The sequence below is a fragment of the Parabacteroides distasonis ATCC 8503 genome (assembly GCF_000012845.1).
Taxonomy (GTDB): Bacteria; Bacteroidota; Bacteroidia; order Bacteroidales; family Tannerellaceae; genus Parabacteroides; species Parabacteroides distasonis.
Window position 1 is genome coordinate 1,520,892 of the sequence record NC_009615.1, and the last position, 21,061, is coordinate 1,541,952.

Consider the following 21,061-nt stretch of genomic DNA (forward strand, 5'->3'; position numbering starts at 1 on the left):
TTTTACTCTGATTTAATCTTAAAGAAAACACAATAAGTAACCGGAAGCACGAAGATCGTCAAGATCGTAGATACGAACAGACCACCCATGATGGTAGCCGCCATACCGGCGAACATAGCGTCACCCAACAACGGCAACATACCTAAGATCGTCGTACCGGAAGCCATCGTCACCGGAACGATACGGGTTTTCGTTGCCTCTATCACGGCATTCACCGGAGACAAGCCTGCATTCAATTGTAAACCGATCTCGTCCACCAGCACGATCGCATTCTTGATATTCATACCGATCAAGCCCAACAGACCCAGCATAGCAAAGAAGTCGAGGGACTTACCGAACACCAACAATCCCAATACCACACCAATGAAGATCAACGGCAGCATCGCCATGATCAATACCGGTTTCCGGTAATATTTCGGGAATAAGAATAACAAGGTGACATAAATCAAACCGAACATCAACGGGATATTAGCGGCGATCGCCTTATTACCTTTATCTTGCTCGGATTGCTCACCGAAATACGTCATCTTATATCCTTCCGGCACCTGAATCTTCTCCTGTACCTCTTTCCACAAATGACTGAAAGCAGCCATCGTATTGGCGCCACGCTTCGGCTCACACTGCATAAGCATACACGGCTCACGGTTGAATCGTCTCACTACGTTAAACTCATAATCCAGCGAGAAATCATCGATCACCTGCTCCACTTTTACCGAACGGCCTTTAGCGCTATAAACCGGCAAAGTCTTTATATCATTCAGACTGATAGAATCCTTATCCGCATCTTTCAGTAAAATCGGCATAAACACATCGCCCTCACGATACTCACCCAAAGGTACGCCATTCGTAGCCGAACGCAAGGAATAAGCCACCTGTTGACGGGTAATACCCAGACGCAAACCTTTCTCTTGGGAATATAGCGGCTTCCATACCGGAACCTTGTTACCCCAACTATTGCGAACCTCCATCACCTGATCATAATTCCGGGCGATCTCCTGCGCCCTTTGCGTCAAGGCAACCAACGTGTCTACGTTATCGCCGATAAAACCGATCTCGATCGCCGCATCCGGAACCGGAGACAAGGCGAACAAAGCCGAACGGGTCAATATATTCGGATAGTTAGCGACCATATAATCGTAGAACTTACCCTCTTCCGCTTGCGCATCCTCCGGATCTTGTGTCTCGATCAACACATTGGCGAAGTTTGGCTTCGGGCCGATAGAAGAACTGGCCAAGTAATAACGTACCGGCGAACCTCCCAAGGTAAACGAGTATGATTTGATATTCTCATTCTTGCTGAGATATTCCTCTTCTATCTTCTTCACGTTCGTCTCCACGTCGTAGATGCTATATCCTTCCGGGAAGATCAAGTCCGCACGGAAATAAGGCTTGCTCATGATCGGGAAGAAACTCTGCGGCATGATGCTCATCACGAACAAGGAAAGGAATAACGTAGCTACCACGGTAGAGATCGTTACATATCTACGCTTGATCAAACGGCCCAATACCGACTCAAATTTATGGTACAGCTTCGTATCGTACGGGTCTTTGTTCTCACCCGGTTTCGCCTCTTTCAAAATAAAATTACCGAAGGTAGTCGTTTGCGTCAAGGCCAAGACCCAGCTTAATCCCAAGGATACCGCCAATACGATAAACAACGGTTTCACAATCTCGGCCACGGATGCCGGTGCCAAGTACATCGGCAAGAAAGAACATACGGCGATAAAGGTAGCGCCCAACAACGCCCACTGCGGTTTCGTCGCGCCATCGATCAACGCCTGATAACGGGAAAGTCCCCGCTTGATACCGACTTGGGCATTATCCGTCACCACGATAGCGTTATCCACCAACATACCCATAGCGATAATAAAGGCCGCCAACGAGGTTCGGTTCAAGCCGACACCCCAGATCAACATGATCAATAAGGTACCACCTACCGAGAACAACAACGAACTACCGACCAACATACCGGCACGGGACCCCATCACGATAAAGATAATCACGATAACGATCAACAACGACTCGATCAAGTTCAAGATAAAACCGTTGTTCGCCTCATCCGCGATCTTGTTCTCCGGATAAATCGTTTTCAGGTCCATACCCACCGGGAACAGCTGCTCCATCTCCGCTAAATGATCCGCCACGGCGTTACCCACGGCAACCACATCGTCTTTCGAACCGGTAGCGACACCGATACCGATGGCACGCTTACCGTCCACACGCATCAGGTTCGAGGGAGGGTCCATATAACCACGCTCTACCGTAGCGATATCTCCCAAACGAACCTCACCGCCACTTTTCGTCACGATCAATTGGTCCCGGATATCTTGTATATCCTTATACGTACCTTCCGCACGCAAACGCAATTGATAATTACCGGTATTGATATCTCCCGTATTCACCAACAAGTTCTGCGTTTGCATCACCTGCTGGATAGCGTTCGGGTCGATACCTAGGTTAGCCAGTTTCGGGATAGAGATCTTTACGTTGACAACTTGTGTCTGTTCACCGAATAGGTAGACCTTCTGTACACCCGGTACAGGAGATAGCTCCGTCTTGATCTTTTGCGCCCAATTACGCAGGTCGTCGTAAGTATATCCCTCATCGGCCGTCAAGGCATAATAAATTCCGAATACGTCACCGAAGTCATCACTAACGGATATCGAGGAGGCGCCAGACGGAAGGCGGGGCTGTATATTCGCCACCTTACGACGCAACTCGTCCCACTTGACCGGCATATAATCCGGAGACAAGGTAGGCTGCAACTCAATAGAAATCTTGGACATACCGAAATAAGACTCAGATTTGATCTGGAACACATCCGACATAGCCTGAATCTCCCGTTCGATCGGCTCAGTCACCAGCTTCTCCACCTCCTGAGGTGTCGCTCCCGGATATTGGGTAACCAAAACCGCTTGCTTGATCACGAAGGGAGAATCTTCCTTCTTCGGCAATTTAAAGAAAGAATATATACCTCCTATCAGCATGACCGCTAGGAAAAAGTATATAATCTTCTGATTCTCTAAGGAATATTTTGGAATATTCATTGTTTATCTCTTAATCTGTTAATACTTTTACCTGTTGTCCATCCACCAAACGAGTGGCTCCGGCTGAGACAACCTGTTCGCCGGGTCGCAAGCCATCCGTTACGATCACGCCATCCTTGCCGATCAGCATAGACTCGGTAATCTTGCGACGCTCAACCTTTTGAGACTGCCCATTATAAACAAACACATACTTATCGCTATTGGCATCGTCAGCCACGACAGCGGCTAGCGGAACCAATACGGCGCCTTGCGTGAAACTCTCGCTATCCACGTTCAAGATCACACGGCAAGAGAAACCTACGGCTACCTTATATTTCTCTAAATTAAAGTTCGGATCGTCGATATACAGATATACGGGAACGCCGGAACCATCCGGAGAGGCTTCCACGTATTCTTTCACCTTCGCCTTGAAGCGAACGCCCTTGTAATTATCGAATTCCACATAAACAGAATAAGGAGAAGAGAAGTAATTGATATTACTCTCCGGCATCGTAAACACGACCTGTAACTTATTCGGGTTGATCAAGCAAACGATTCCTTGTCCGGCCTGTACCTTCTGGTAATTCTCCACATATTTCTTCTGGATAAATCCATCGAACGGCGCACGAAGCTTTGTCTGGTTCAATGTGTTTTGCGCATACTCGAAAGCCGCCTTGGCATTTGAGTAAGAGGCTTCCGTAGACTCATACTCTTGCTTGGAGATAGCTTGCTTGGACAATAACTTCTTCGCACGTTGCAATTGCGCCTCAGCGGTCTGGAAAGACGCTTTCTTCGCCTCATATTCCCATTTAAAGTCCAGCGGATCGATCTCGGCCACGATCTGTCCCGTACGGACCTTCTGGCCTTCGTCCACGTTTAATGAGATCAGCGGGCCGGACATCTTAAACGCCAAATCACTGAATTGATCGGGCGATACCACTCCACTGAATGATTTCTCAACCATGTTCAGCGAAGTAACGTCCGCCAATTTAACTGGACGAGGACCTTGCTCCTTAACGGGTGGTTGACTACAGGAAACCAATGCTGCCAAAACAAACACAGGGATTAATTTTCCTTTCATGATAACTTGCATTTTGTTATTTAATTATGATTTCTTTTTCTTCACAGTAAATATAAAACATTCTCGCCTAGAGATTGTTGAGCATAACGTGCCTTAAAAAGACCAACTACCATCATTCACGTATGCTTCCATCGGATTTTCTATCGAATCAGGCAAAGAAGGGAAAAAGTCAATTCCGGTAACCTTCTCAACGCTATCGATAGGGATCATCATCGATTTCAACGGAGTCTTTCCATAGTCTTTATTATCAAACAGAAAACCTACCCCTTCCGGTTTACCGTTCGTTATCGTACAGATTACCTTATAAAAGGTCTTCGGGATTCCCACCCGATTCTTGCCTAACCGTTTCAGGTCGTCCGTGATCACCGGGCCGGTCACGATCAACAAAGAGCCATTCTCTTTCGCCCACAAACGAGCCTGCTCTTCCAGATCTTTCCAGATACCCCGGTTCAAGCCGGGCTTTTGCGGACAGATATTACTTAGGTAGAACGATTCCCGCATGGCCTTGGCGGACCATTTCATATCGCCGGCAGGCGCCATATGTCCTCGGTCATAGCCGGAACGGGTATAGTCCTCGTTCGTGGCGCTAGCCCCTTTCACCATGGGGTCCGAGACGAACTTATTAGACCGCTCGTTCTTCTTACTTGTCGCCTCTTTCGAGGTCAGTTCATAGGCTACCCAATTGGCGATCTTATAATCGGAATTATAAGAAACCGTATAGCCCTCATGCTTTATAACCTGCTCTTTTTGTTTATTCTTTAGTCTCGGTATCTCAGCTCCCCCTTGAAAAGTATAAGCGGAGGTCTCTTTCTTTGGGTTCGTCGTTTGCTTGTTTTTCGTCGCTTGTGCGGCTTTCTTACCCGATGTTCCGGAGCCGCCTTTGTCCGAGATCTTCGGACGGACTATTGCCTCCGCCCGATCCTGTTTCTTCTCTACAAGCCGTGTCTTGGATACCGGATAAAACCAGTTATATATGAATAATACACCGATAAAACAAACAACTACCGCAAAAACGCCAAGAAGCATCTTCTTTACAGAAGACATGAATGATGATGCCCGCTTCTTCTTGCTTTTCCGGGGTTGAGGCTTACCTTTCTTTTTTGCCATACCTAAAACTTCCTATTCTTAACCTTTCGTATTGGGCGCAAAAATAGATAAATCCGGCATGTTATACAACACAATTCTAGGATAGTATTGGTCTCGATTACTATAAAAGACGGCTTAATTTAATACGCCGCTTAATTTGACCTTGCTTTCAAATCTAACTTCGAATCAAACTTTCACTATCGTCCGAATAGTGTACCGCATTCTTTTGTACGCATTCCCTACTTGTATTGGCATAACAATAGACACAGAAATGGCGGCAAGTGTTATACCTACCGATATCTTTGCTTATCATGCAACCACAGGCTTTCCGTTGGCCTTTGTCTTTTAGGTCTTTGCGTTTGTCGGGTAAAGCGGGAAACGTACCAAAAAGATCCGGTTCAGGTAATTGGCCTGTTCGAAGATAATAAACCAATTCATAATCCTCCTCAAACACACGCTCCATTAAATCACCGTCGATACACCGGTTATGTTCAATGCCATAAACCGTAAGGTCAATATCCTCGGCACAAGTAGCGAGTGTCACATTCCAACCAGTAGAAGCCCAAATTTCCCTCAACTTCACCAATCCCTCTACAGTTTCTTGACGTTGCGTCGCATTCATCTCAGCGGTTTCCACATCCTCTTTCGTAAAGCAATTCGTCTCTTTTATAAGGTTATTCTGTACCTTACGATACGCCTTTACATCTACGAAACTGAACACGAGCTTATCAGTATATCCTTTCAACAGATTGCCGATCTTCCAAATACGGCTAAGCAGGACACGAGGCGTGATAGATGGAGTCATAATCAACGGATCAAATCGCCAGATCACCCGTTCCTTCCCTATCATTTCCGACAACTCCCGAAATGTCTCCACCCGTTGCGTAACGCTCGGCACATTCGGCTCAAAGCCTTCGCTCACATAGTCATTCAACGTGAACTGGAAATAATAATGGATACCCCTCCTATCCAACTCATGCAAATAAGGCAATATCAGCTTCGGGTTCTTTGTCCAAAACACGATTGCCTTACACCGCTCAAACGACACATACATCTTCCGCCGATTAAACGGATTATACCAAACACAATACCCCTTGGCCAAACGATTAAAGAACCACTTGGCATAAAAGGCCGGAATATCCGTTGACCGGCTGGCCGAAATGATGATGGGAGCAAGTGCCTCGACTTGCTCACCGGAGTCCGTTGTGATCATTCTTCCGTATTATTATGTAATTAGGGTCATAACATCCGTAATTTGTCTACCGCAAGATAGGGATTATCTCGCTATTTTTGTATCCTAAAAATGAATGTAGAACCTAATAAATAACAGTAAACATGAAAAATGTATTGATTTTATCTTCCAGCCCCCGTCGTGGAGGCAATTCCGATACGCTATGCGATGAGTTTATGCAAGGGGCGATCGAAAGCGGTCATCGTGTGGAAAAGGTTTTTCTGCGAGACAAGACCATTCACCCCTGCACGGGATGCGGCGTGTGCAGCCAATACAAGAAGCCTTGTCCACAAAAAGATGACGCGGCAGAGATTATCGGAAAGATGCTTGCCGCCGATGTGATCGTGATGGCTACGCCGGTCTATTTCTATGCCATGAGCGCACAGATGAAGACGCTGATAGACCGTTGCTGCGGTCCTTATACCGAAATGAAAAACAAGGAGTTTTACTTCATCGCCACGGCCGCTGAAGAAGATAACGGCATCATGGATCGCATTGTGGCCAACTTTATGGGATTCCTCGACTGTCTGGAGAACCCGACCGTGAAAGGAACGCTATTCTGTGGTGGTGTGTGGCACGTGGGCGAGATCGAAGGGAACCCGACCTTGAGGCAAGCATACGAGCAGGGAAAACGAGTATAATACTCTTGATCGCGACCAATACGTTCGGGTATAATCCATACAAGCGACCTACTTCTATGGGGAGCGAATACGGTAGTCCTTTTCTACGAGACCTTTTCCTCGTCTTACAGCTATACCCGTTTAGGGAAGATAGAGAATCCCGCAGGGTTGGTCGACGTACTTGGCAGAGGAAACGTGAGGGTTGCCCGCTTCTCCCTAAGTAAATAACGCTCCGATACCGCATAAATACCTTATCGGTAGCAGATGAATTCTTGTTCGCATACTGTATAATTCTACAAACCACGACGTGGTCTGTACAGATCAAGACGTGGAATATACAAATCACGACGCGGTCTATACATTCCACAGTGATAATTTGGAAATAGATCAAGTAATAAGTATATTTGTATATAGTAAGAAGAATGTTTTTAACTTGAAGATACGAACAATTATACCTAGTAGCAGTTATGGCAGAATATATCAAGCAAGAGATGTGCGACCTGAACGGGACGGGGGAAAAGCCGGTGTATTATCGGATGAAGATACAACGGAACATGGATATGGAGGATTTCGTGGAACGGATCACCTACCCCGGATCGGGCTTGAGCAGGGGTAGCGTAATACAGGTGATGACGACAGTAGCGGAACATCTGGCCTATTGCATGGCGGAAGGGCAGTCGGTCACGTTGGATGGCATCGGTACGTTCACGCCCCGCCTAGGCGTAGCGAAGGACAAGGAGATCGACTCGCTGGATGGTGACGAACCGAAGCGTAACGCACGGAGCATCGAGGTGAATGGCATCAACTACCGGGCCGACAAGGAACTGGTACGGGAAACTAACCTGCGTTGCGACTTAAGACGGGGAGGTATCAGCCGTGTATGGAAATCGCCCTTCACCGAAGAGGAGCGCCGGATGCGGGCATTGGATTACCTTCACGAACACCCATTCTTGCGCATACAAGACTACATGGCTATCACCGGACTAAAACGCAGTAGTGCGAACCGGGAGCTACTACGACTCAGCAGCGATCCGGCGAGTGGGCTCACCATATCGGGTTATGGAAGCCACCGGGTGTATGTCCGCAGGAAAACAGAGGGCGATCGCTAATCCACCCAATGGTGCCCCGGGCCGGAGAAAACACATACATTTTACTCCGGCTTTTGACTAAGCATTTGTATTGTTTCAGTAAACTCCGCGACTATAGACTTCAAATTGGGATTATCGAGTCGAATAATAATCGCCGCATAATTCTGTATCCCATCTGCATCTCGGATGTCCGCAGACATGAAAGCGAAATCAGATTTACGCGGCGAGGAATGAAACCAAAACTCAAAAAGGCGATTGCGCATACTCTGCTTGCATAATAAATCACACCAAAGTCCGTAACAAACCGGAAACACATAGAATCCCTAAGAGCTGTTACCGCATAAGGAGAATTAGAATTTATACGTTCAAGGTTAAGGCTTACCATACTTCAAAATAAGTAGCTTCTTGCCCTGTACGTTTCTTAAACTCTTCTTTCATCTCTTTTTCCAGTTTAGCTACATACTCTCGCTTCAGCTTCCGTGCGGTCTCCAACCGACGCAAAGCCTCTTCTCTGGTAATCTTGCTATTTTTCTCTTTTTCCATATCCTTCGATATAATACTTATATATTACAAATGTAGGATAAATTCCGTTCTTTACCAAAATATTTATTCTTTGCTTCTGTTTTTGAGAAATATAACAAACACACAGATCACTAATCCACTTGATGGTGCCCCGGGCCGAGATGCTTGCGGGTACCATTTGGCTTTATCAGTTCGGCGGAGGTGCCTTCCGGGATTTGGAGATCGAACTTCATTCGCTTGCCTTTCTTCTTGATACTTACTTGGATGGTTCCATAATGAGTCTCTAGGCTGGCAGAGGCTTCCGATAAGGAACCCAATTGAGGCGAGATCTTAAAGGTACGGAAGCCGGGAGAGGTTGGCTCGATACCGCAGACCTTCTGGCTCAATAAGGTAAGCGGGCCACCGCTCCAAGCGTGATTGATCGTGCCGCCACCGAAGCCCTCGGCTCCGATGCCCCATCCCTCGAACAAGGTCGTGTATTCGGCATAATCCAGCATACGGGTGTAACGTTGCTTCATCCGTTCCAAGGCAAACGCCGGCTCGCCCATCTGGAAAAGGGCCTCTAGGACATACTTCTCCATATAAGGGCTGGCGTGATACTCCTTTTTAAGTACCTTCGTCAGCGCCGGATACTTATCTTTCGAGGCCAGCCCGGAAACAACCGCCATGGCTTGGGAGCGATCGTCCGTCTCCCCTTTATAGCCGGGGGAGCGATAGGCGGAACCTGTCCAGAACTTCGTGTCGAAACAACGTTCTATGCTACGCATCATCCGGGAGATCTCATCGGCATCCTTATCCCTGCCGAGTTGCAGGGCGAAGGCTCGCTCCGCTTTCAAGGCCAGATAATACCAGCAATTGGTCAATACACCCATATCGACGTGCTCGCCCCAGTCGCCCCAACTCCAAGCGCCTTGACGCTCGATCACCAAGCCACTCTTATCGACTTGCCAGACCTCGTGCAGGTAACGGCGCATCCGGTCGTATATCACCGGAACGAAACTACTGTCGGCACTATAATAATATTGCGTATAAAAACCGTACCAACCGATAGACGCCAACATCTGTAAAGGAAGCTCCTTATCCCAATTACCCGCCGGAACCGGAGAGTAGAGCGTTCCGTCCTCCCGCTGCCAATTCATTAATTCATGGATGCCTTTTACGGCTAGTTTCTGCCCGGACGGAGAAAGGGCGTAGAAAGCCTCGCCTAGCTCATTCACCTCGTCACCCCACCATTGGGCACGTTCACGGTCCGGACAGTCCATATAATTATCACGCATCGTTATGTATAAGGTGCGGGCAGAACGTTGCCAAAGCTCGTCGTAGAACGGGTCGTCACAATGGAAAGAGCCCGCGAGGTCCGTGTTGTAACCGGTCTCACGGTATTTCACATCCAGCACCTTCACGCCCTCGGGGATGATGTAATAAACCTCATGGCCGTTCATCCAGCCATAGCTTTCGTATTCCTGCTCACCCTCACGGGTGATATATTCGGCACGTACGTTGCGCTCGCTTCCTCCCTCGTAATTATCCATCCGGATGTGGATAGTCTTCCCGGCTTCCGCCTCTACTTTTAGATACGGAGTGATCTGGGCATTATAGGGCAAACGACAGAACAGGGTATCACCTCTCAAGGATTCCCGGACGGATACATAGGATAACAGGCCGCTGTTTTTCCACTGGGGTATCGGACGTTCCACCAGCTCCCCGAAAGGAGCTTTCCCCGCCTTACCGACGCAGACCGCCCCCGGAAGGGAACCTTCGAAACTCGTACGGTTCCAGTTTGTTATCGCTTGACGGGCATCGAAGCGGATATTACTCTCCGGCATACGGTAATTCGGGAAAGGGGCCTCGGTATTCTGATAGGCCTCATACAAGGCACACTGCCAGCTCGCGTCGGAGACGATCTCCAACCCCGGGGCGATCGCCTCGAACAATAAGGCAGCTTTCCCGCTGTTGATATGACTGAAACCGTCTTTCCCGAAATGCCAGAGCAAGATAGCGATGGTGTTCGAGCCTTTTGTCAGGTAAGGGGCGATATCTACCGGATCGTAATAAGTCCCGGAAGGAGAAGGTCCTCTTTTCAAGCCCCCCTCGAAGACAACCAGTTGGTCGTTGATCCAAAGCCAATACTTGGAATCGGCGGCGATACGGGCGATGAGTTGATTCGGGACATTCGTCACAGCGAATGATTTACGGTAGATCAACCAAGTATTCGTAGCGCTTTGGCAACGCTCGGTATTGATCCATTGGGCTTTCCAAGGGAAGGATTCGGGATGAGATGAAGCTGTCGCCTTTATCCAGCCGAAAGGCAAGAGGAACAAAAAGAAGGCAATGAGTAGCTTATTCATAAATTTAATCTTTAAAGTTCAACAGTTTATAATTATCTGGTTGTAGAGACGGGGCGTGCCCCGTCTCATCCCCCCAAAAGGTAACTTAAAGATACTATTAGCCGGTGGGAGACGGGGCACGCCCCGTCTCTACAACTAAGTATATTAAGCGGGATATGTAAATGTATGCGTACCGGCGGATACGGTCTCGGTCTGATCGCCTACCACGATATCGGCGGAGCAATCAGCCGGAATCGTCACGGTAAGCATAACCTTATCCCCTTCCCGTTTCCATTCGCTGGCGATACGGCCGCGTACGGAATGGTACTCACCTTTCGCCCAATCCAGTTCTTTCACGAAATGAGGCGTGATACGGATATGACGGAAGCCCGGAGCCGAGTCGTCATGATTGATACCGGCCAGCTGGTTCATCATCCAAGCGGAGACATCTCCCATAAAGACATGGTTCAAGGAAGCGTCGGCAAACTTCGGACTAAGTGTCCACGTCTCCGGCAATGTGGAATAACCCATCGTCTCTACCCAATATCCCCAAGAAGGTGCCTCGGTCTTCGTGATCATCTTCATGGCATCCTCGATATAGCCATATTTCGTAAGCATGGCCGGAACGGTCTTACTGCCTAATAGACCAAAATCCAAGAAATAGTTATTTCCCGCTACCACCTCACGCAGCTTATCCGCCACAAGTTGTTCCTTTCCTTCCGGTACAAGTCCCAGATACAAGGCCAAGGCTTGCGCCGTTTGGGTTCCTTCGGCATACACACCGGTCTCGGCGTTGAAGAACTTCTGGTTGATCAAGGATTTGAGCGTATTCGCTTTCTCTTGATAAGGAGCGGCGTCCTTGCCCAGCAAAGAGGCGAAGCGAGCCATCAACTTATAATCCAGATAATAGTAGGCGGTAGAGGTATATTCATTATTCGTCGTAGCTTTCCAATACACCCAGTCACCCAAGCCAAACGGCAAGTAACCGTCTTTCTCTTTCGTCTTCAAATAATCCAGATATCGCAGCATCGTAGGATATAAGCGTTCTATACTGCGAGACTCGCCATAATAATCATACAAGGCGTTCGGTATGATGAACATGACAGCGTCCCAAACCGGACCCGGCCACTCGCCATATCCCCAACCGCTGGAAGGAATGATACCGGAAATCTCACCCGCCTCACGCTGGTTATCGATAATATCATCCATCCATTTCTCATAAAGCGTGATACCATCGAAGCCCAGCAAACCGAGGTCGATCGCGATATGTGCGTCGGCTGTCCAGCCATTCTTCTCCCGTTGCGGACAATCGGTCGGGATACTGTGCAGGTTACTGCGGTAAGCCTGCATCGTAGCCTCCCATATCTTATTCAATAGAGGATTCGAACAAGCGAAGGAACCGGACGGACGGACATCGGTATGCATAAACAAGCCGGTCAAGTTCTCTTCCGTTAAAGTAACGGGACGGCTACTCTCCACCTCCACGTATTGGAAACCGTGATAAGAGAAGGAAGGCATGAAGATCTCCTCCTCTCCCGTACCTTTCAAGGTAAAGACATCCATCTGGAATACCTCGTCCGGTTTGACCGGATGATAATATACATTGATATTGCCTTGCTCCAAGCGACCGTCTTTCTTCAACAACTCACCATGTTTTAACGTGATACGGGTTCCCGCCTCGCCTTTCACCTTTAAGCGGCAAAGGCCGGACATGTTCTTCGGGAAAGAATATACGTATAATTGATCGGAGAAACGTTTCATAGACACGGGTCTCACCTCTTCCGTGATACGGATTCCCGGCATTTGCTGGGCTACCAACAGAGGTGCCGGAGCCTGCGCCGGAAGTGCCGCTTCCCATTTACTATCGTCGAAATGAGCGGTTTTCCATCCGGCCTCTTCCAGCCGGGCATCGAATTTATCGCCGCTGTATATATTATTATAGGTATAGGCCCCGGTGGAAGTCTTCCAAGTCTCGTCCGAGCCAATCACCTCCGTCGTACCATCCGTATAGGTAATACGTAACTCACATAGCAGGCGGGGACGATCCCGCCAGCGTGCCTCATGGAAATTCCAGACCGCCACGGACTGCTCATTGTACCAGCCGTTTCCCAGAACAGCGGCCACGGCGTTGTCGCCTTGCTTCAGCAAAGAGGTAACATCATGCGTCACGTACAAGATACGTTTATCGAAATGCGTATACCCCGGGTCCAGATAATTCGTTCCGACCCGCTCGCCATTGATGAATAGCTCATGATACCCGGCGGATGCTACGTACACACGGGCATCCTTCACTTCCTTGCCTACCGGGAAAGACTTGCGGAACAGAGGGGCAGGCTCGAACTCCTTATCCTTATGATCGGTAATCCAAGAGGCGGACCAATCCGAGGGATCGAACTTAGCGGTCTCGAAAGAAGCCGTCTCCGAGGTAGCGCACGGACGCCCTTCACCATCCCATACCGTAACATTCCAGTAATAACGGGTATGAGGTTTCAGGGCCATTCCCTCCGCATAGGGCCGCAAGTCGTCCGGACTCGTACCGATCCGTACCTCATAGCGGGAAGCCTTAAAGCCCTCCTCATTTCCGGAGTATTCCCATGTAAAGCGAGGAGACGAAGTATCCAAGCCGATAGGCTCCGTAAGGTATTCCGTACGGAGATTCGTAGGTATCGTTAATTCATTATTGCTTTTGCAACCGCCTAATAAGAGGGCGGCGAAAGCGTAGATATAAATAGACTGTTTTATTCGCATAGTAGCATCGTTTATTTTATTATTCATATTTGGTTTTAATCCATACAAACACGGATTTCTTCAGGAGCGTTGATATAGCTTATCACCTTACCGTCCGCACCTTTCTCATGTCGGATCTCGATCACCCCGTAAGGCGTGGGAAACGTACCTTCCACCCATTCGAGATCTCCCAGATGTGGGATGATACGTACCGTACGGCAACCCGGTTCCACCACTTGTACGCCCAATACGTACTCGCTTAACCACGATGTGGGGCCCGAAGCCCATCCATGGCACAAGCTATGGCGGAAACCTTGATAGCAATACGCCCCATAATCCCCATGAATGTCTTTCTTTCCGGCGGGGACCAGCTCATCAATACGCCCTGCGTCAGGAAGCCATTCCATATTGAAATCCTCCCAAAACGTCGTAGCGCCTACATCCAGCATAGCTCCCCAATACGTACGGATCACATCTAACGCACCTTGGTAATTACCAGCCAACGCCATCGCCCGTAGCATATAATACCCGTAAAACGTAGAGAAGCCTTTCGCCCCGTCCACTGCCAAGCAACGCTCGTTCGCCTCTTTAGCATCCATGATACCCGCCAGAGCCATCAAGGCGGCGGCCTGTTTATCCCCGGGCGTAATCCGATCTTTCTCCGAAGGGAACCGGGATTTCTTCCGAAGGGAAAACTCAATAGCTTTGGAAGCTACCGCACGGCACTCCGAGGCCAACGCATCCTCGCCTAAAACGGTACATAACTCCTCTCCCGCACGCATGGCTTGTATCATCAGCGATTGAAGGCCGGCATCGATAGCGGGTGTATTCTCACTGGAAGGCCAATCCAAGAAACGGTTCCCATCCAGTCTCTCTTCTCCGCTTGGGTCAACCTTCGATATCAAGTGACGCAGCAAAGCAGTCATATAAGAGCGTTGCTCTTGTAGATACGCAAGATTCCCTTGGTAATAATACCAATCCCGCTGAATCAACAACCACCAGATCGAGTACGAACTGATACCGTTCATCCAACTAGGCAGCGGCGTAATATCCCGAATCAAATCCAAGCTCTTAGGAACCACCTCATTATAACCGAAGACGGTACTGACCGTCATTACCTCCGGATGTAAATCCCCCACCCAGACCAGACGATCCCGTTTTACGCCGTCCCATAGATATTCCTGCATATTCAAGTGGACCGTGTACGCACCTGTCTTCCAGATCCGGTTCAACCGCTCGTCATTACAACGAAAAGAGCCCAGATAAGGAATATCCCGGAACGTGGAGATCGCACGGACCTCTTTTAATTGCAACTCCGTAGAATCACCCAATACATCAATACGCACGAAACGGAAACCGGAATTACCGATCTCCTGCACGCCCAGCCAAGGGAGCGATACCACGAAATCCCGCATCGCATGATCGTTGCTCGCCCCGTTCGCGCCATCTATCTCGCACATAGCCTCACTAACGGACTCGCCGAAACGAACCCGCACGGAAACCGGATCGTGAGACGGCGGCATACCGGTCACCAGCTGAAGGCCGCCTTGCAACTCCTTCCCGAAATCAAGCAGCAAAGCGGGATGTTCGGTTGGCGTACTTTTCAACACACACAACCGATTATTCGCCAAATCCGACTGTCCGTTGCCCGGAACAAGCAAATGGTTCGCTCCCGTAATTCGCGAACTATCTTGCTGCCAGACAATACGGACCGGAGCGATATACTCCCGTGTCCGATGGTCTCGCTGCTGGGCGAACAACGTGAACGAACCGATCCCTATGAATAGAATGATTAATTTCTTTCGCATACGCTAGAGTCCAAAAGCCGGAACCAAGTCATCCAATTGCTGATCCGTCATACCTTCCGGCTCGTAACCGGTCATGCGGGCACTGAAATAGATCTGGGCGGATTTACTCAACGTATCAATCGCATCGAAGCACTCGATCAGGTCCTCACCGACGGCAAGGATACCGTGCTTCTCCCAGAACACCACGTCGTGCTCCTCTAACTGACGGATCGTAGCGTGCGCCAACGCCAAAGTGCCCGGTATCTCGTAAGGAACAATACCGACCCCTTTCGGCACGATAATCCGACATTCCGGAATCATACTCCATAACGTGCGGGTAATCTTGTCCGAATCCAAGAATGGCTTGCAATGCGTCATGCCGATAATATCCGTCGGATGCGTATGCAATACCACCCGGTTATCCCGTCCCTTCGCACGCAAGAAATTGTGCATCAACAAATGGGAAGGCAACTCGGAAGTCGGTTGGATCGGTTGCTCCGCTAGGATATCATACGATTTCCCATCGGCGGCGATACGGATCAAAGAGCCGTTGGCGAAAGGATCTTTCGCCACGTAACGCATCCGTTTTCCGGTACCCGTCACATAAAAGACGTGCCCGCATAAGGCCGTCATCGCCTCTTGCAAGGGAATCGAGGAAACCAAAGCCGGCAACGCCTTCTCCTCCTCGCTCAATAAAGTAGTCAGGTTCACCGATATATTCCCGCCGTTTCGCTCAGCCCAACCCTTGGTCCACAAATAGCCGGCGACCTCGGCGATACGATCTATTTCCGCCATCAGGCGTTCATTGTTTCTTAGTATTATCATGTCTATTTTAATTAAACTATATTCGGATATAATAAGGAAAGGATCAAGATACACATGCCGGTAATCAATACCACGATCGTCCGGCGATCCACGCCCTTCCATTCTTTTAATAAGATGCCCCAGACATTACTGAAAATAACATTCAACGACATCAGGATACTCCACGAGAAAGCCAGCATAACCGGGGAATCCGAGAAATAGCTCTTTCCCATCCCCAGCCCGAAGAACTGCGAGTACCAAAGCACGCCTGCCAAAGCGCAAAATAAGACATTATTCAGCAATGTACCTCCCGATACCGAGAAATAATCCTTGCCCGTCCCGTTTTTCACGTTCTGGAAAATACAATACACAGCGTTCGTACAAAAGCCGCCCAAAGTAACCAACAGTATCACGGGGTTCAAGGCGAACAGATCGCTAGCTCCCGCCTCTTTCGCTTTCGCCAGCACCTCGTTTCCCGATTCCAAACCCAAATTGAAGCAGGCGCTCATCACGCCGGCAAGCAAGGCTACCGCCAAGCCCTTGGTCAAGGCAAAATCCTTCACCGCCGCTTTCTTCTCCTCCTCACTCATATTCCGGGCCCGCAGGCTTCCGGCGTAACCGATCACGGCGATACCTGCCAAGGTAATGCAAACACCGGTCAACAGGATCAATCCGGTTCCCTCAAACAGATTCGTTCCACCGAACAAAGCCGGGAAGAGCGTACCAAAACCGGCGCATGTACCCAAGGCGATGCTCTGTCCCAAAGCTACGCCCAGATAACGCATACTCAACCCGAAAGTCAACCCGCCGACACCCCAGAGCATGCCATAGATAACCGCTCCCAAGCTACCCGGCGAACACCATAGCTCCAGCAAGGTACTCCCTTCCGGTACCGCCAACATCGCCCCGAGATAAGGGAAAACCAACCAAGCGAAGATACCTTGCACCAACCAAAAGCTTTCCCAACTCCAATCCCGGATCTTATTGATCGGCACGTACGAGCTACTCTGCCCGAAACTGCCGATCGCGATGATCAACAACCCGATCCCGATCTCTATCATTGCCGTCTTGAGGTAACGTCGGACTCATATTTCTCGATCTCAGCGATATAAGACTCTCCTACGGGGACCCCACTTTGTAGACAATACATATCCCAAACCGCCCCCCAAGGCAGACTCTTCGCTTCCTCCTGCAAGGCAAGACGCTGGAAATACTTACCCTCATCCTCGTACTGGCGAAGCAAGGCGATCGGCTCCAGCAAAGCGAGCATAAAGGCTTTTTGCGTAGCACGGCTACCAATGACATAAGCACCGATACGATTGATGGTAGCGTCGAAATAATCCAAACCGATATGTACCCGGTCCAAGGCGTCGCAACGCACGATCTCACGGGCTAAATCCTGCACATCGTCATTCAAGATCACGACATGATCGCTATCCCAACGGATCGGACGACTTACGTGCAACATGATCTCGGGCGTAAACAGCAATAACGAGGAAACCTTGTCGGCGATACTTTCCGTCAAATGGAAATGGCCGGTGTCCAAGGTAACGATCTTGTTCTTTTTCGCCCCGTAACCCAAATAGAAATCATAGGAACCTACCGTATAACTTTCCAGACCGATACCGAAGAGTTTCGCCTCGATACAATCTTTCATCCATTTATATTCGGTAGCGAATATCTCATCCAGCGATTCCTCCAAGATACGGCGATAACGTAAGCGGCTGGCCGGTACTTCCTTGCTCCCGTCATGTATCCAAAGGTTCATCATGCAAGGATCGTTCTGGGCTTTGCCCATCTCATCGCTGATCCAGCGACAACGCTTCGTATGCTCGATCCAGAAGTTACGGATATCCTCGCTGGGGTTCGCCAAGGTCAAATCTCCGCTTTTAGGGTGCGAGAAAGAGGTACTGTTGAAGTCTAGCTTGAAATCATTCTCTTTCGCCCATTGTATCCAGCTCTCGAAATGACGGGGTTCTACCTCGTCACGGTCTACTTTCTCCCCTTGGAAATCCCCGTAGATCTCATGCAGACTAAGCCGATGATTACCGGGGATATAGGATTTCGCCTTCAATACATCCCGGCGCAACTCGTCGATAGTACGGGCACGTCCCGGATAATTGCCGGTCACTTGTATACCACCAGTCAAGGAGCCGCCTTGGTTCTCGAAACCGCTTACGTCATCGGCCTGCCAGCAATGCAGGGATAGGGATATTTTCTTCATATCCTCTAAAGCTTTACGAACGTCTACACCTACGGCCGCATAGCGTTCTGCCGCTACTTCAAATGCCTGTTGAATTAAACTGTCTTTTGTCATGGTATGATGTTTTTAAATTTATATGATTTGAAAGTGTATCACCTTTCCGGATAAAATTCCTTGGGAGGGAATGCGGTGGCTATCAGTCTTCGCATCTCCCAACAATCCGTCAGTAATCCTGCCGACTTAGCCTGTATCAAGCAATTTCCAATGGCAGTCGCCTCAGACGGGCCTGCCAATACGGGAATACCGATAGCGTTGGCTGTCAACTGATTCAGCAGATCGTTCCGAGAGCCACCACCTATCACATGCAATCGTTCAATCGGATGTGGCGACATCGATTTGAGTATTTCCAGCACCTCTTTATAACGATTCGCCAAGCTATAAAATATACAATGTACATAATCGGCGTCCGAAGCGGGAACAGCCTGTCCGGTTTCCTCACAATAGGCCGTGATCTCACGTAGCATACTCTCAGGATTGGCGAAACGAGGATCATCCGGATTGATCAAAGAAGTAAATTCGCTCAACTCCGCCATCCGAACCATATCATCGTACGAATAATCCAATCCGGACCGCTTCCATTGCTCCCGGCAACGTTCCAAGATCCACATACCTGTAATATTCTTCAAAAAGCGAGTCGTACCCTCGATACCCCCCTCATTCGTGAAATTATTCTTGAAAGATACCTCGTTGATGATCGGCTTCTCCACCTCGATACCCATCAAGCTCCAAGTACCACTACTCAAGTAAGCGAAATTAGGAGAAGAAGCAGGAACAGCGGCTACCGCCGACGCCGTATCGTGACCAGCCACGGCGATTACCGGGATTTCCCCGATTCCTGTCTTACGGGCGATCGACTCGCTCAACCGCCCGATCAACGTCCCCGGCATCACCACCGGACACATCAAAGTAGGAGATACACCTACGGCCTCCAAGAGCTTGTAATCGAATTTATGGGTTTCCGGGTTCAATAATTGAGACGTGGAAGCGATCGTATATTCACATACCATACGCTCCGTCAACATATAAGCCAAAAGGTCCGGTATGAATAATATCTTTTCCGCCACTTCCTGCGGTATAAACGAGTCTTGCCCCGCCCTGAAAAGCTGGAACAAGCTATTAAACGGCATCACTTGAATACCTGTCCGCTTATAGACCTCTTCCTTGGGAATCCGTTTGAAAAAGTCCTCGGGAGCGCCGTCCGTATAAGGATCTCGGTAAGCACGAGGTAAGCCCAATAAAGAGCCATCCAAAGCCACATACCCAAAATCCACCCCCCATGTATCTATTCCGATCGAGTGCAACCGGATTCTTTGCCGGGCGCATATCGTCAAGCTTTCTATAAGAGAAGTATAAAGATGATAGATATCCCAATAAAACCGTCCGTGTAATTCCACCATCGGATTCGGGAACCGATGGATCTCTTTCATTTCAAATTTGGCATCCTTTAAGGTCCCGAGCACGGCCCGTCCACTGGTAGCCCCTATATCAAAGGCTAGAAAATTATATTCCTTCATGGCTTAACAAAGTTATTTGTTTGACGAAAGCAAAAGTAGAAGCATTATTGCTATATTTGCTTACGAAAATGATTTTAAACCTTTCAAATCTGACATGAACGAACTGCGGAATGATTTACTACGTTACTTGACGATCAGCGCTACGGATGAGGAATGGGGAATCGTCGTCACGACGGTCGGATATCAATTCATCCCGCCGGGTTGCGCCTATCCACTTTCCCGGCATCCGGAGAAGTATAATTTCAAGCCTCAGACCGGGCGCATCCTGAATGAGTATCAATTGGTATATATAACGAAAGGTAGCGGGTACTTTTCCTCCCAGTCTTGTAAATCGCAAAAGATAAACGCAGGGACGATGATCCTCCTTTTCCCCGGGGAATGGCATAGTTATTATCCGGACCGGGAAACGGGATGGGATGAGTATTGGGTAGGTTTTCGGGGTATTCATATCGATAAACGTGTGGAGAAGAAATTCTTTACCAAGGAAGAGCCGCTACACCGGATCGGGCTGAGCGCTACGATCGTCGGACTTTATGAGGATATACTGAAGTTCGCCTCGGAGGAGAAATCCGGTTACCAACAGATGATCTCCAGTATCGTGCTTCATATATTAGGCTCCGTATATTATAAGGAAAAGAACAACTCCTTCACGAACACCTATGTCGTAGATAAAATCAACGAGGCACGTATATTAATGAAGGAGAACATCGAGGACCCATTAAGTCCGGAAGAGATCGCTGCCCGTCTTGGTTTAGGTTATTCATGGTTTCGCCGGATGTTTAAGGAATACACCGGCGTCTCCCCCGCCCAATATCAATTACAACAGAAGCTCCTTCGTGCGAAAGAGCTTCTGACTAGCACCCCTTTGACGATCTCCGAGATCGCCTATAGCCTGCATTTCGAGAATGCCGGCCAGTTCTCCACATTCTTTAAGAAGAAAGAAGGGGTTACACCCTCGGAATTCAGGGATCGGACGCATTGAGCT

The 21,061-nt window shown here is 48.9% G+C and carries 17 protein-coding genes; 4 read left to right on the forward strand and 13 right to left on the reverse strand.

The window, feature by feature from the left end:
* Nucleotides 1–2: 2 nt before the first annotated feature.
* From BDI_RS06555 to BDI_RS06570, 4 genes are all read right to left on the reverse strand, one after another.
* On the reverse strand, nucleotides 3–3,047 hold the full coding sequence (locus tag BDI_RS06555; RefSeq protein ID WP_005856503.1) for an efflux RND transporter permease subunit: 3,045 nt from the start codon (nucleotides 3,045–3,047) through the stop codon (nucleotides 3–5).
* A gap of 10 nt (nucleotides 3,048–3,057) precedes the next feature.
* Nucleotides 3,058–4,107 carry an efflux RND transporter periplasmic adaptor subunit gene (locus tag BDI_RS06560; RefSeq protein WP_008778321.1) on the reverse strand — a complete coding sequence of 350 codons (1,050 nt, stop codon included), beginning with the start codon at nucleotides 4,105–4,107 and terminating at the stop codon, nucleotides 3,058–3,060.
* Between the two features lie 93 nt (nucleotides 4,108–4,200).
* The gene (locus BDI_RS06565; RefSeq protein ID WP_011966391.1) at nucleotides 4,201–5,214 is read right to left on the reverse strand and encodes a DNA/RNA non-specific endonuclease; all 1,014 of its coding nucleotides are present in this window, start codon (nucleotides 5,212–5,214) and stop codon (nucleotides 4,201–4,203) included.
* 154 nt (nucleotides 5,215–5,368) lie between these two features.
* Nucleotides 5,369–6,406, reverse strand: coding sequence for a DUF1848 domain-containing protein (locus BDI_RS06570; protein WP_011966392.1), 1,038 nt, complete (start codon nucleotides 6,404–6,406; stop codon nucleotides 5,369–5,371).
* Between the two features lie 122 nt (nucleotides 6,407–6,528).
* Here BDI_RS06570 and BDI_RS06575 point away from each other — a divergent pair, with 122 nt between their 5' ends.
* The 3 genes from BDI_RS06575 to BDI_RS06580 all read left to right on the forward strand — a co-directional run bounded on the left by BDI_RS06575 (nucleotide 6,529) and on the right by BDI_RS06580 (nucleotide 8,153).
* Complete coding sequence (locus BDI_RS06575; protein WP_005856494.1) at nucleotides 6,529–7,065, forward strand: flavodoxin family protein; 537 nt, start codon at nucleotides 6,529–6,531, stop codon at nucleotides 7,063–7,065.
* 33 nt (nucleotides 7,066–7,098) lie between these two features.
* Nucleotides 7,099–7,272, forward strand: a complete 174-nt coding sequence (locus tag BDI_RS20860) for a cyclophilin-like fold protein (protein ID WP_309568411.1) — start codon at nucleotides 7,099–7,101, stop codon at nucleotides 7,270–7,272.
* A 239-nt stretch (nucleotides 7,273–7,511) separates the two neighbouring features.
* On the forward strand, nucleotides 7,512–8,153 hold the full coding sequence (locus BDI_RS06580) for a hypothetical protein (protein ID WP_011966393.1): 642 nt from the start codon (nucleotides 7,512–7,514) through the stop codon (nucleotides 8,151–8,153).
* 41 nt (nucleotides 8,154–8,194) lie between these two features.
* Here BDI_RS06580 and BDI_RS21165 read toward each other — a convergent pair whose 3' ends face one another.
* From BDI_RS21165 to BDI_RS06620, 9 genes are all read right to left on the reverse strand, one after another.
* The gene (locus BDI_RS21165) at nucleotides 8,195–8,395 is read right to left on the reverse strand and encodes a DUF6169 family protein (protein WP_224202317.1); all 201 of its coding nucleotides are present in this window, start codon (nucleotides 8,393–8,395) and stop codon (nucleotides 8,195–8,197) included.
* Between the two features lie 115 nt (nucleotides 8,396–8,510).
* A complete protein-coding gene (locus tag BDI_RS21005; protein WP_005856488.1) occupies nucleotides 8,511–8,675 on the reverse strand; it encodes a hypothetical protein in 165 nt (54 codons plus the stop codon).
* 110 nt (nucleotides 8,676–8,785) lie between these two features.
* Nucleotides 8,786–11,002: an alpha-L-rhamnosidase C-terminal domain-containing protein gene (locus BDI_RS06590; protein ID WP_011966394.1), complete on the reverse strand. Its 2,217-nt coding sequence runs from the start codon at nucleotides 11,000–11,002 to the stop codon at nucleotides 8,786–8,788.
* A gap of 144 nt (nucleotides 11,003–11,146) precedes the next feature.
* The gene (locus tag BDI_RS06595; RefSeq protein ID WP_041525565.1) at nucleotides 11,147–13,729 is read right to left on the reverse strand and encodes a family 78 glycoside hydrolase catalytic domain; all 2,583 of its coding nucleotides are present in this window, start codon (nucleotides 13,727–13,729) and stop codon (nucleotides 11,147–11,149) included.
* A 35-nt stretch (nucleotides 13,730–13,764) separates the two neighbouring features.
* Complete coding sequence (locus BDI_RS06600; RefSeq protein ID WP_011966396.1) at nucleotides 13,765–15,516, reverse strand: alpha-L-rhamnosidase C-terminal domain-containing protein; 1,752 nt, start codon at nucleotides 15,514–15,516, stop codon at nucleotides 13,765–13,767.
* A 3-nt stretch (nucleotides 15,517–15,519) separates the two neighbouring features.
* Nucleotides 15,520–16,320 carry a rhamnulose-1-phosphate aldolase gene (gene rhaD / locus BDI_RS06605; RefSeq protein WP_011966397.1) on the reverse strand — a complete coding sequence of 267 codons (801 nt, stop codon included), beginning with the start codon at nucleotides 16,318–16,320 and terminating at the stop codon, nucleotides 15,520–15,522.
* An 11-nt stretch (nucleotides 16,321–16,331) separates the two neighbouring features.
* Nucleotides 16,332–17,357 carry an L-rhamnose/proton symporter RhaT gene (gene rhaT, locus BDI_RS06610; protein WP_085931216.1) on the reverse strand — a complete coding sequence of 342 codons (1,026 nt, stop codon included), beginning with the start codon at nucleotides 17,355–17,357 and terminating at the stop codon, nucleotides 16,332–16,334.
* On the reverse strand, nucleotides 17,357–18,616 hold the full coding sequence (locus BDI_RS06615) for an L-rhamnose isomerase (protein ID WP_011966398.1): 1,260 nt from the start codon (nucleotides 18,614–18,616) through the stop codon (nucleotides 17,357–17,359). The genes rhaT and BDI_RS06615 overlap by 1 nt, the downstream gene beginning before the upstream one ends.
* A gap of 38 nt (nucleotides 18,617–18,654) precedes the next feature.
* On the reverse strand, nucleotides 18,655–20,076 hold the full coding sequence (locus BDI_RS06620) for a rhamnulokinase (protein ID WP_009017900.1): 1,422 nt from the start codon (nucleotides 20,074–20,076) through the stop codon (nucleotides 18,655–18,657).
* A 94-nt stretch (nucleotides 20,077–20,170) separates the two neighbouring features.
* Between BDI_RS06620 and BDI_RS06625 the strand changes: the two genes are divergently transcribed.
* Nucleotides 20,171–21,058: an AraC family transcriptional regulator gene (locus BDI_RS06625; protein WP_005856470.1), complete on the forward strand. Its 888-nt coding sequence runs from the start codon at nucleotides 20,171–20,173 to the stop codon at nucleotides 21,056–21,058.
* The last annotated feature ends 3 nt before the right edge of the window (nucleotides 21,059–21,061 follow it).

What these genes read in the sequence shown, in the direction of transcription:
- BDI_RS06580 (WP_011966393.1), top strand. Translation starts at nt 7,512, where the DNA reads ATGGCAGAATATATCAAGCAAGAGATGTGCGACCTGAACGGGACGGGG.
- BDI_RS06555 (WP_005856503.1), bottom strand. Translation starts at nt 3,047, where the DNA reads ATGAATATTCCAAAATATTCCTTAGAGAATCAGAAGATTATATACTTT.
- BDI_RS21005 (WP_005856488.1), bottom strand. Translation starts at nt 8,675, where the DNA reads ATGGAAAAAGAGAAAAATAGCAAGATTACCAGAGAAGAGGCTTTGCGT.
- BDI_RS06590 (WP_011966394.1), bottom strand. Translation starts at nt 11,002, where the DNA reads ATGAATAAGCTACTCATTGCCTTCTTTTTGTTCCTCTTGCCTTTCGGC.
- BDI_RS06620 (WP_009017900.1), bottom strand. Translation starts at nt 20,076, where the DNA reads ATGAAGGAATATAATTTTCTAGCCTTTGATATAGGGGCTACCAGTGGA.
- BDI_RS06625 (WP_005856470.1), top strand. Translation starts at nt 20,171, where the DNA reads ATGAACGAACTGCGGAATGATTTACTACGTTACTTGACGATCAGCGCT.
- BDI_RS06595 (WP_041525565.1), bottom strand. Translation starts at nt 13,729, where the DNA reads ATGCGAATAAAACAGTCTATTTATATCTACGCTTTCGCCGCCCTCTTA.
- BDI_RS06565 (WP_011966391.1), bottom strand. Translation starts at nt 5,214, where the DNA reads ATGGCAAAAAAGAAAGGTAAGCCTCAACCCCGGAAAAGCAAGAAGAAG.
- BDI_RS06575 (WP_005856494.1), top strand. Translation starts at nt 6,529, where the DNA reads ATGAAAAATGTATTGATTTTATCTTCCAGCCCCCGTCGTGGAGGCAAT.
- rhaD (WP_011966397.1), bottom strand. Translation starts at nt 16,320, where the DNA reads ATGATAATACTAAGAAACAATGAACGCCTGATGGCGGAAATAGATCGT.
- BDI_RS06615 (WP_011966398.1), bottom strand. Translation starts at nt 18,616, where the DNA reads ATGACAAAAGACAGTTTAATTCAACAGGCATTTGAAGTAGCGGCAGAA.
- BDI_RS06560 (WP_008778321.1), bottom strand. Translation starts at nt 4,107, where the DNA reads ATGAAAGGAAAATTAATCCCTGTGTTTGTTTTGGCAGCATTGGTTTCC.
- BDI_RS06570 (WP_011966392.1), bottom strand. Translation starts at nt 6,406, where the DNA reads ATGATCACAACGGACTCCGGTGAGCAAGTCGAGGCACTTGCTCCCATC.
- BDI_RS06600 (WP_011966396.1), bottom strand. Translation starts at nt 15,516, where the DNA reads ATGCGAAAGAAATTAATCATTCTATTCATAGGGATCGGTTCGTTCACG.
- BDI_RS21165 (WP_224202317.1), bottom strand. Translation starts at nt 8,395, where the DNA reads ATGCGCAATCGCCTTTTTGAGTTTTGGTTTCATTCCTCGCCGCGTAAA.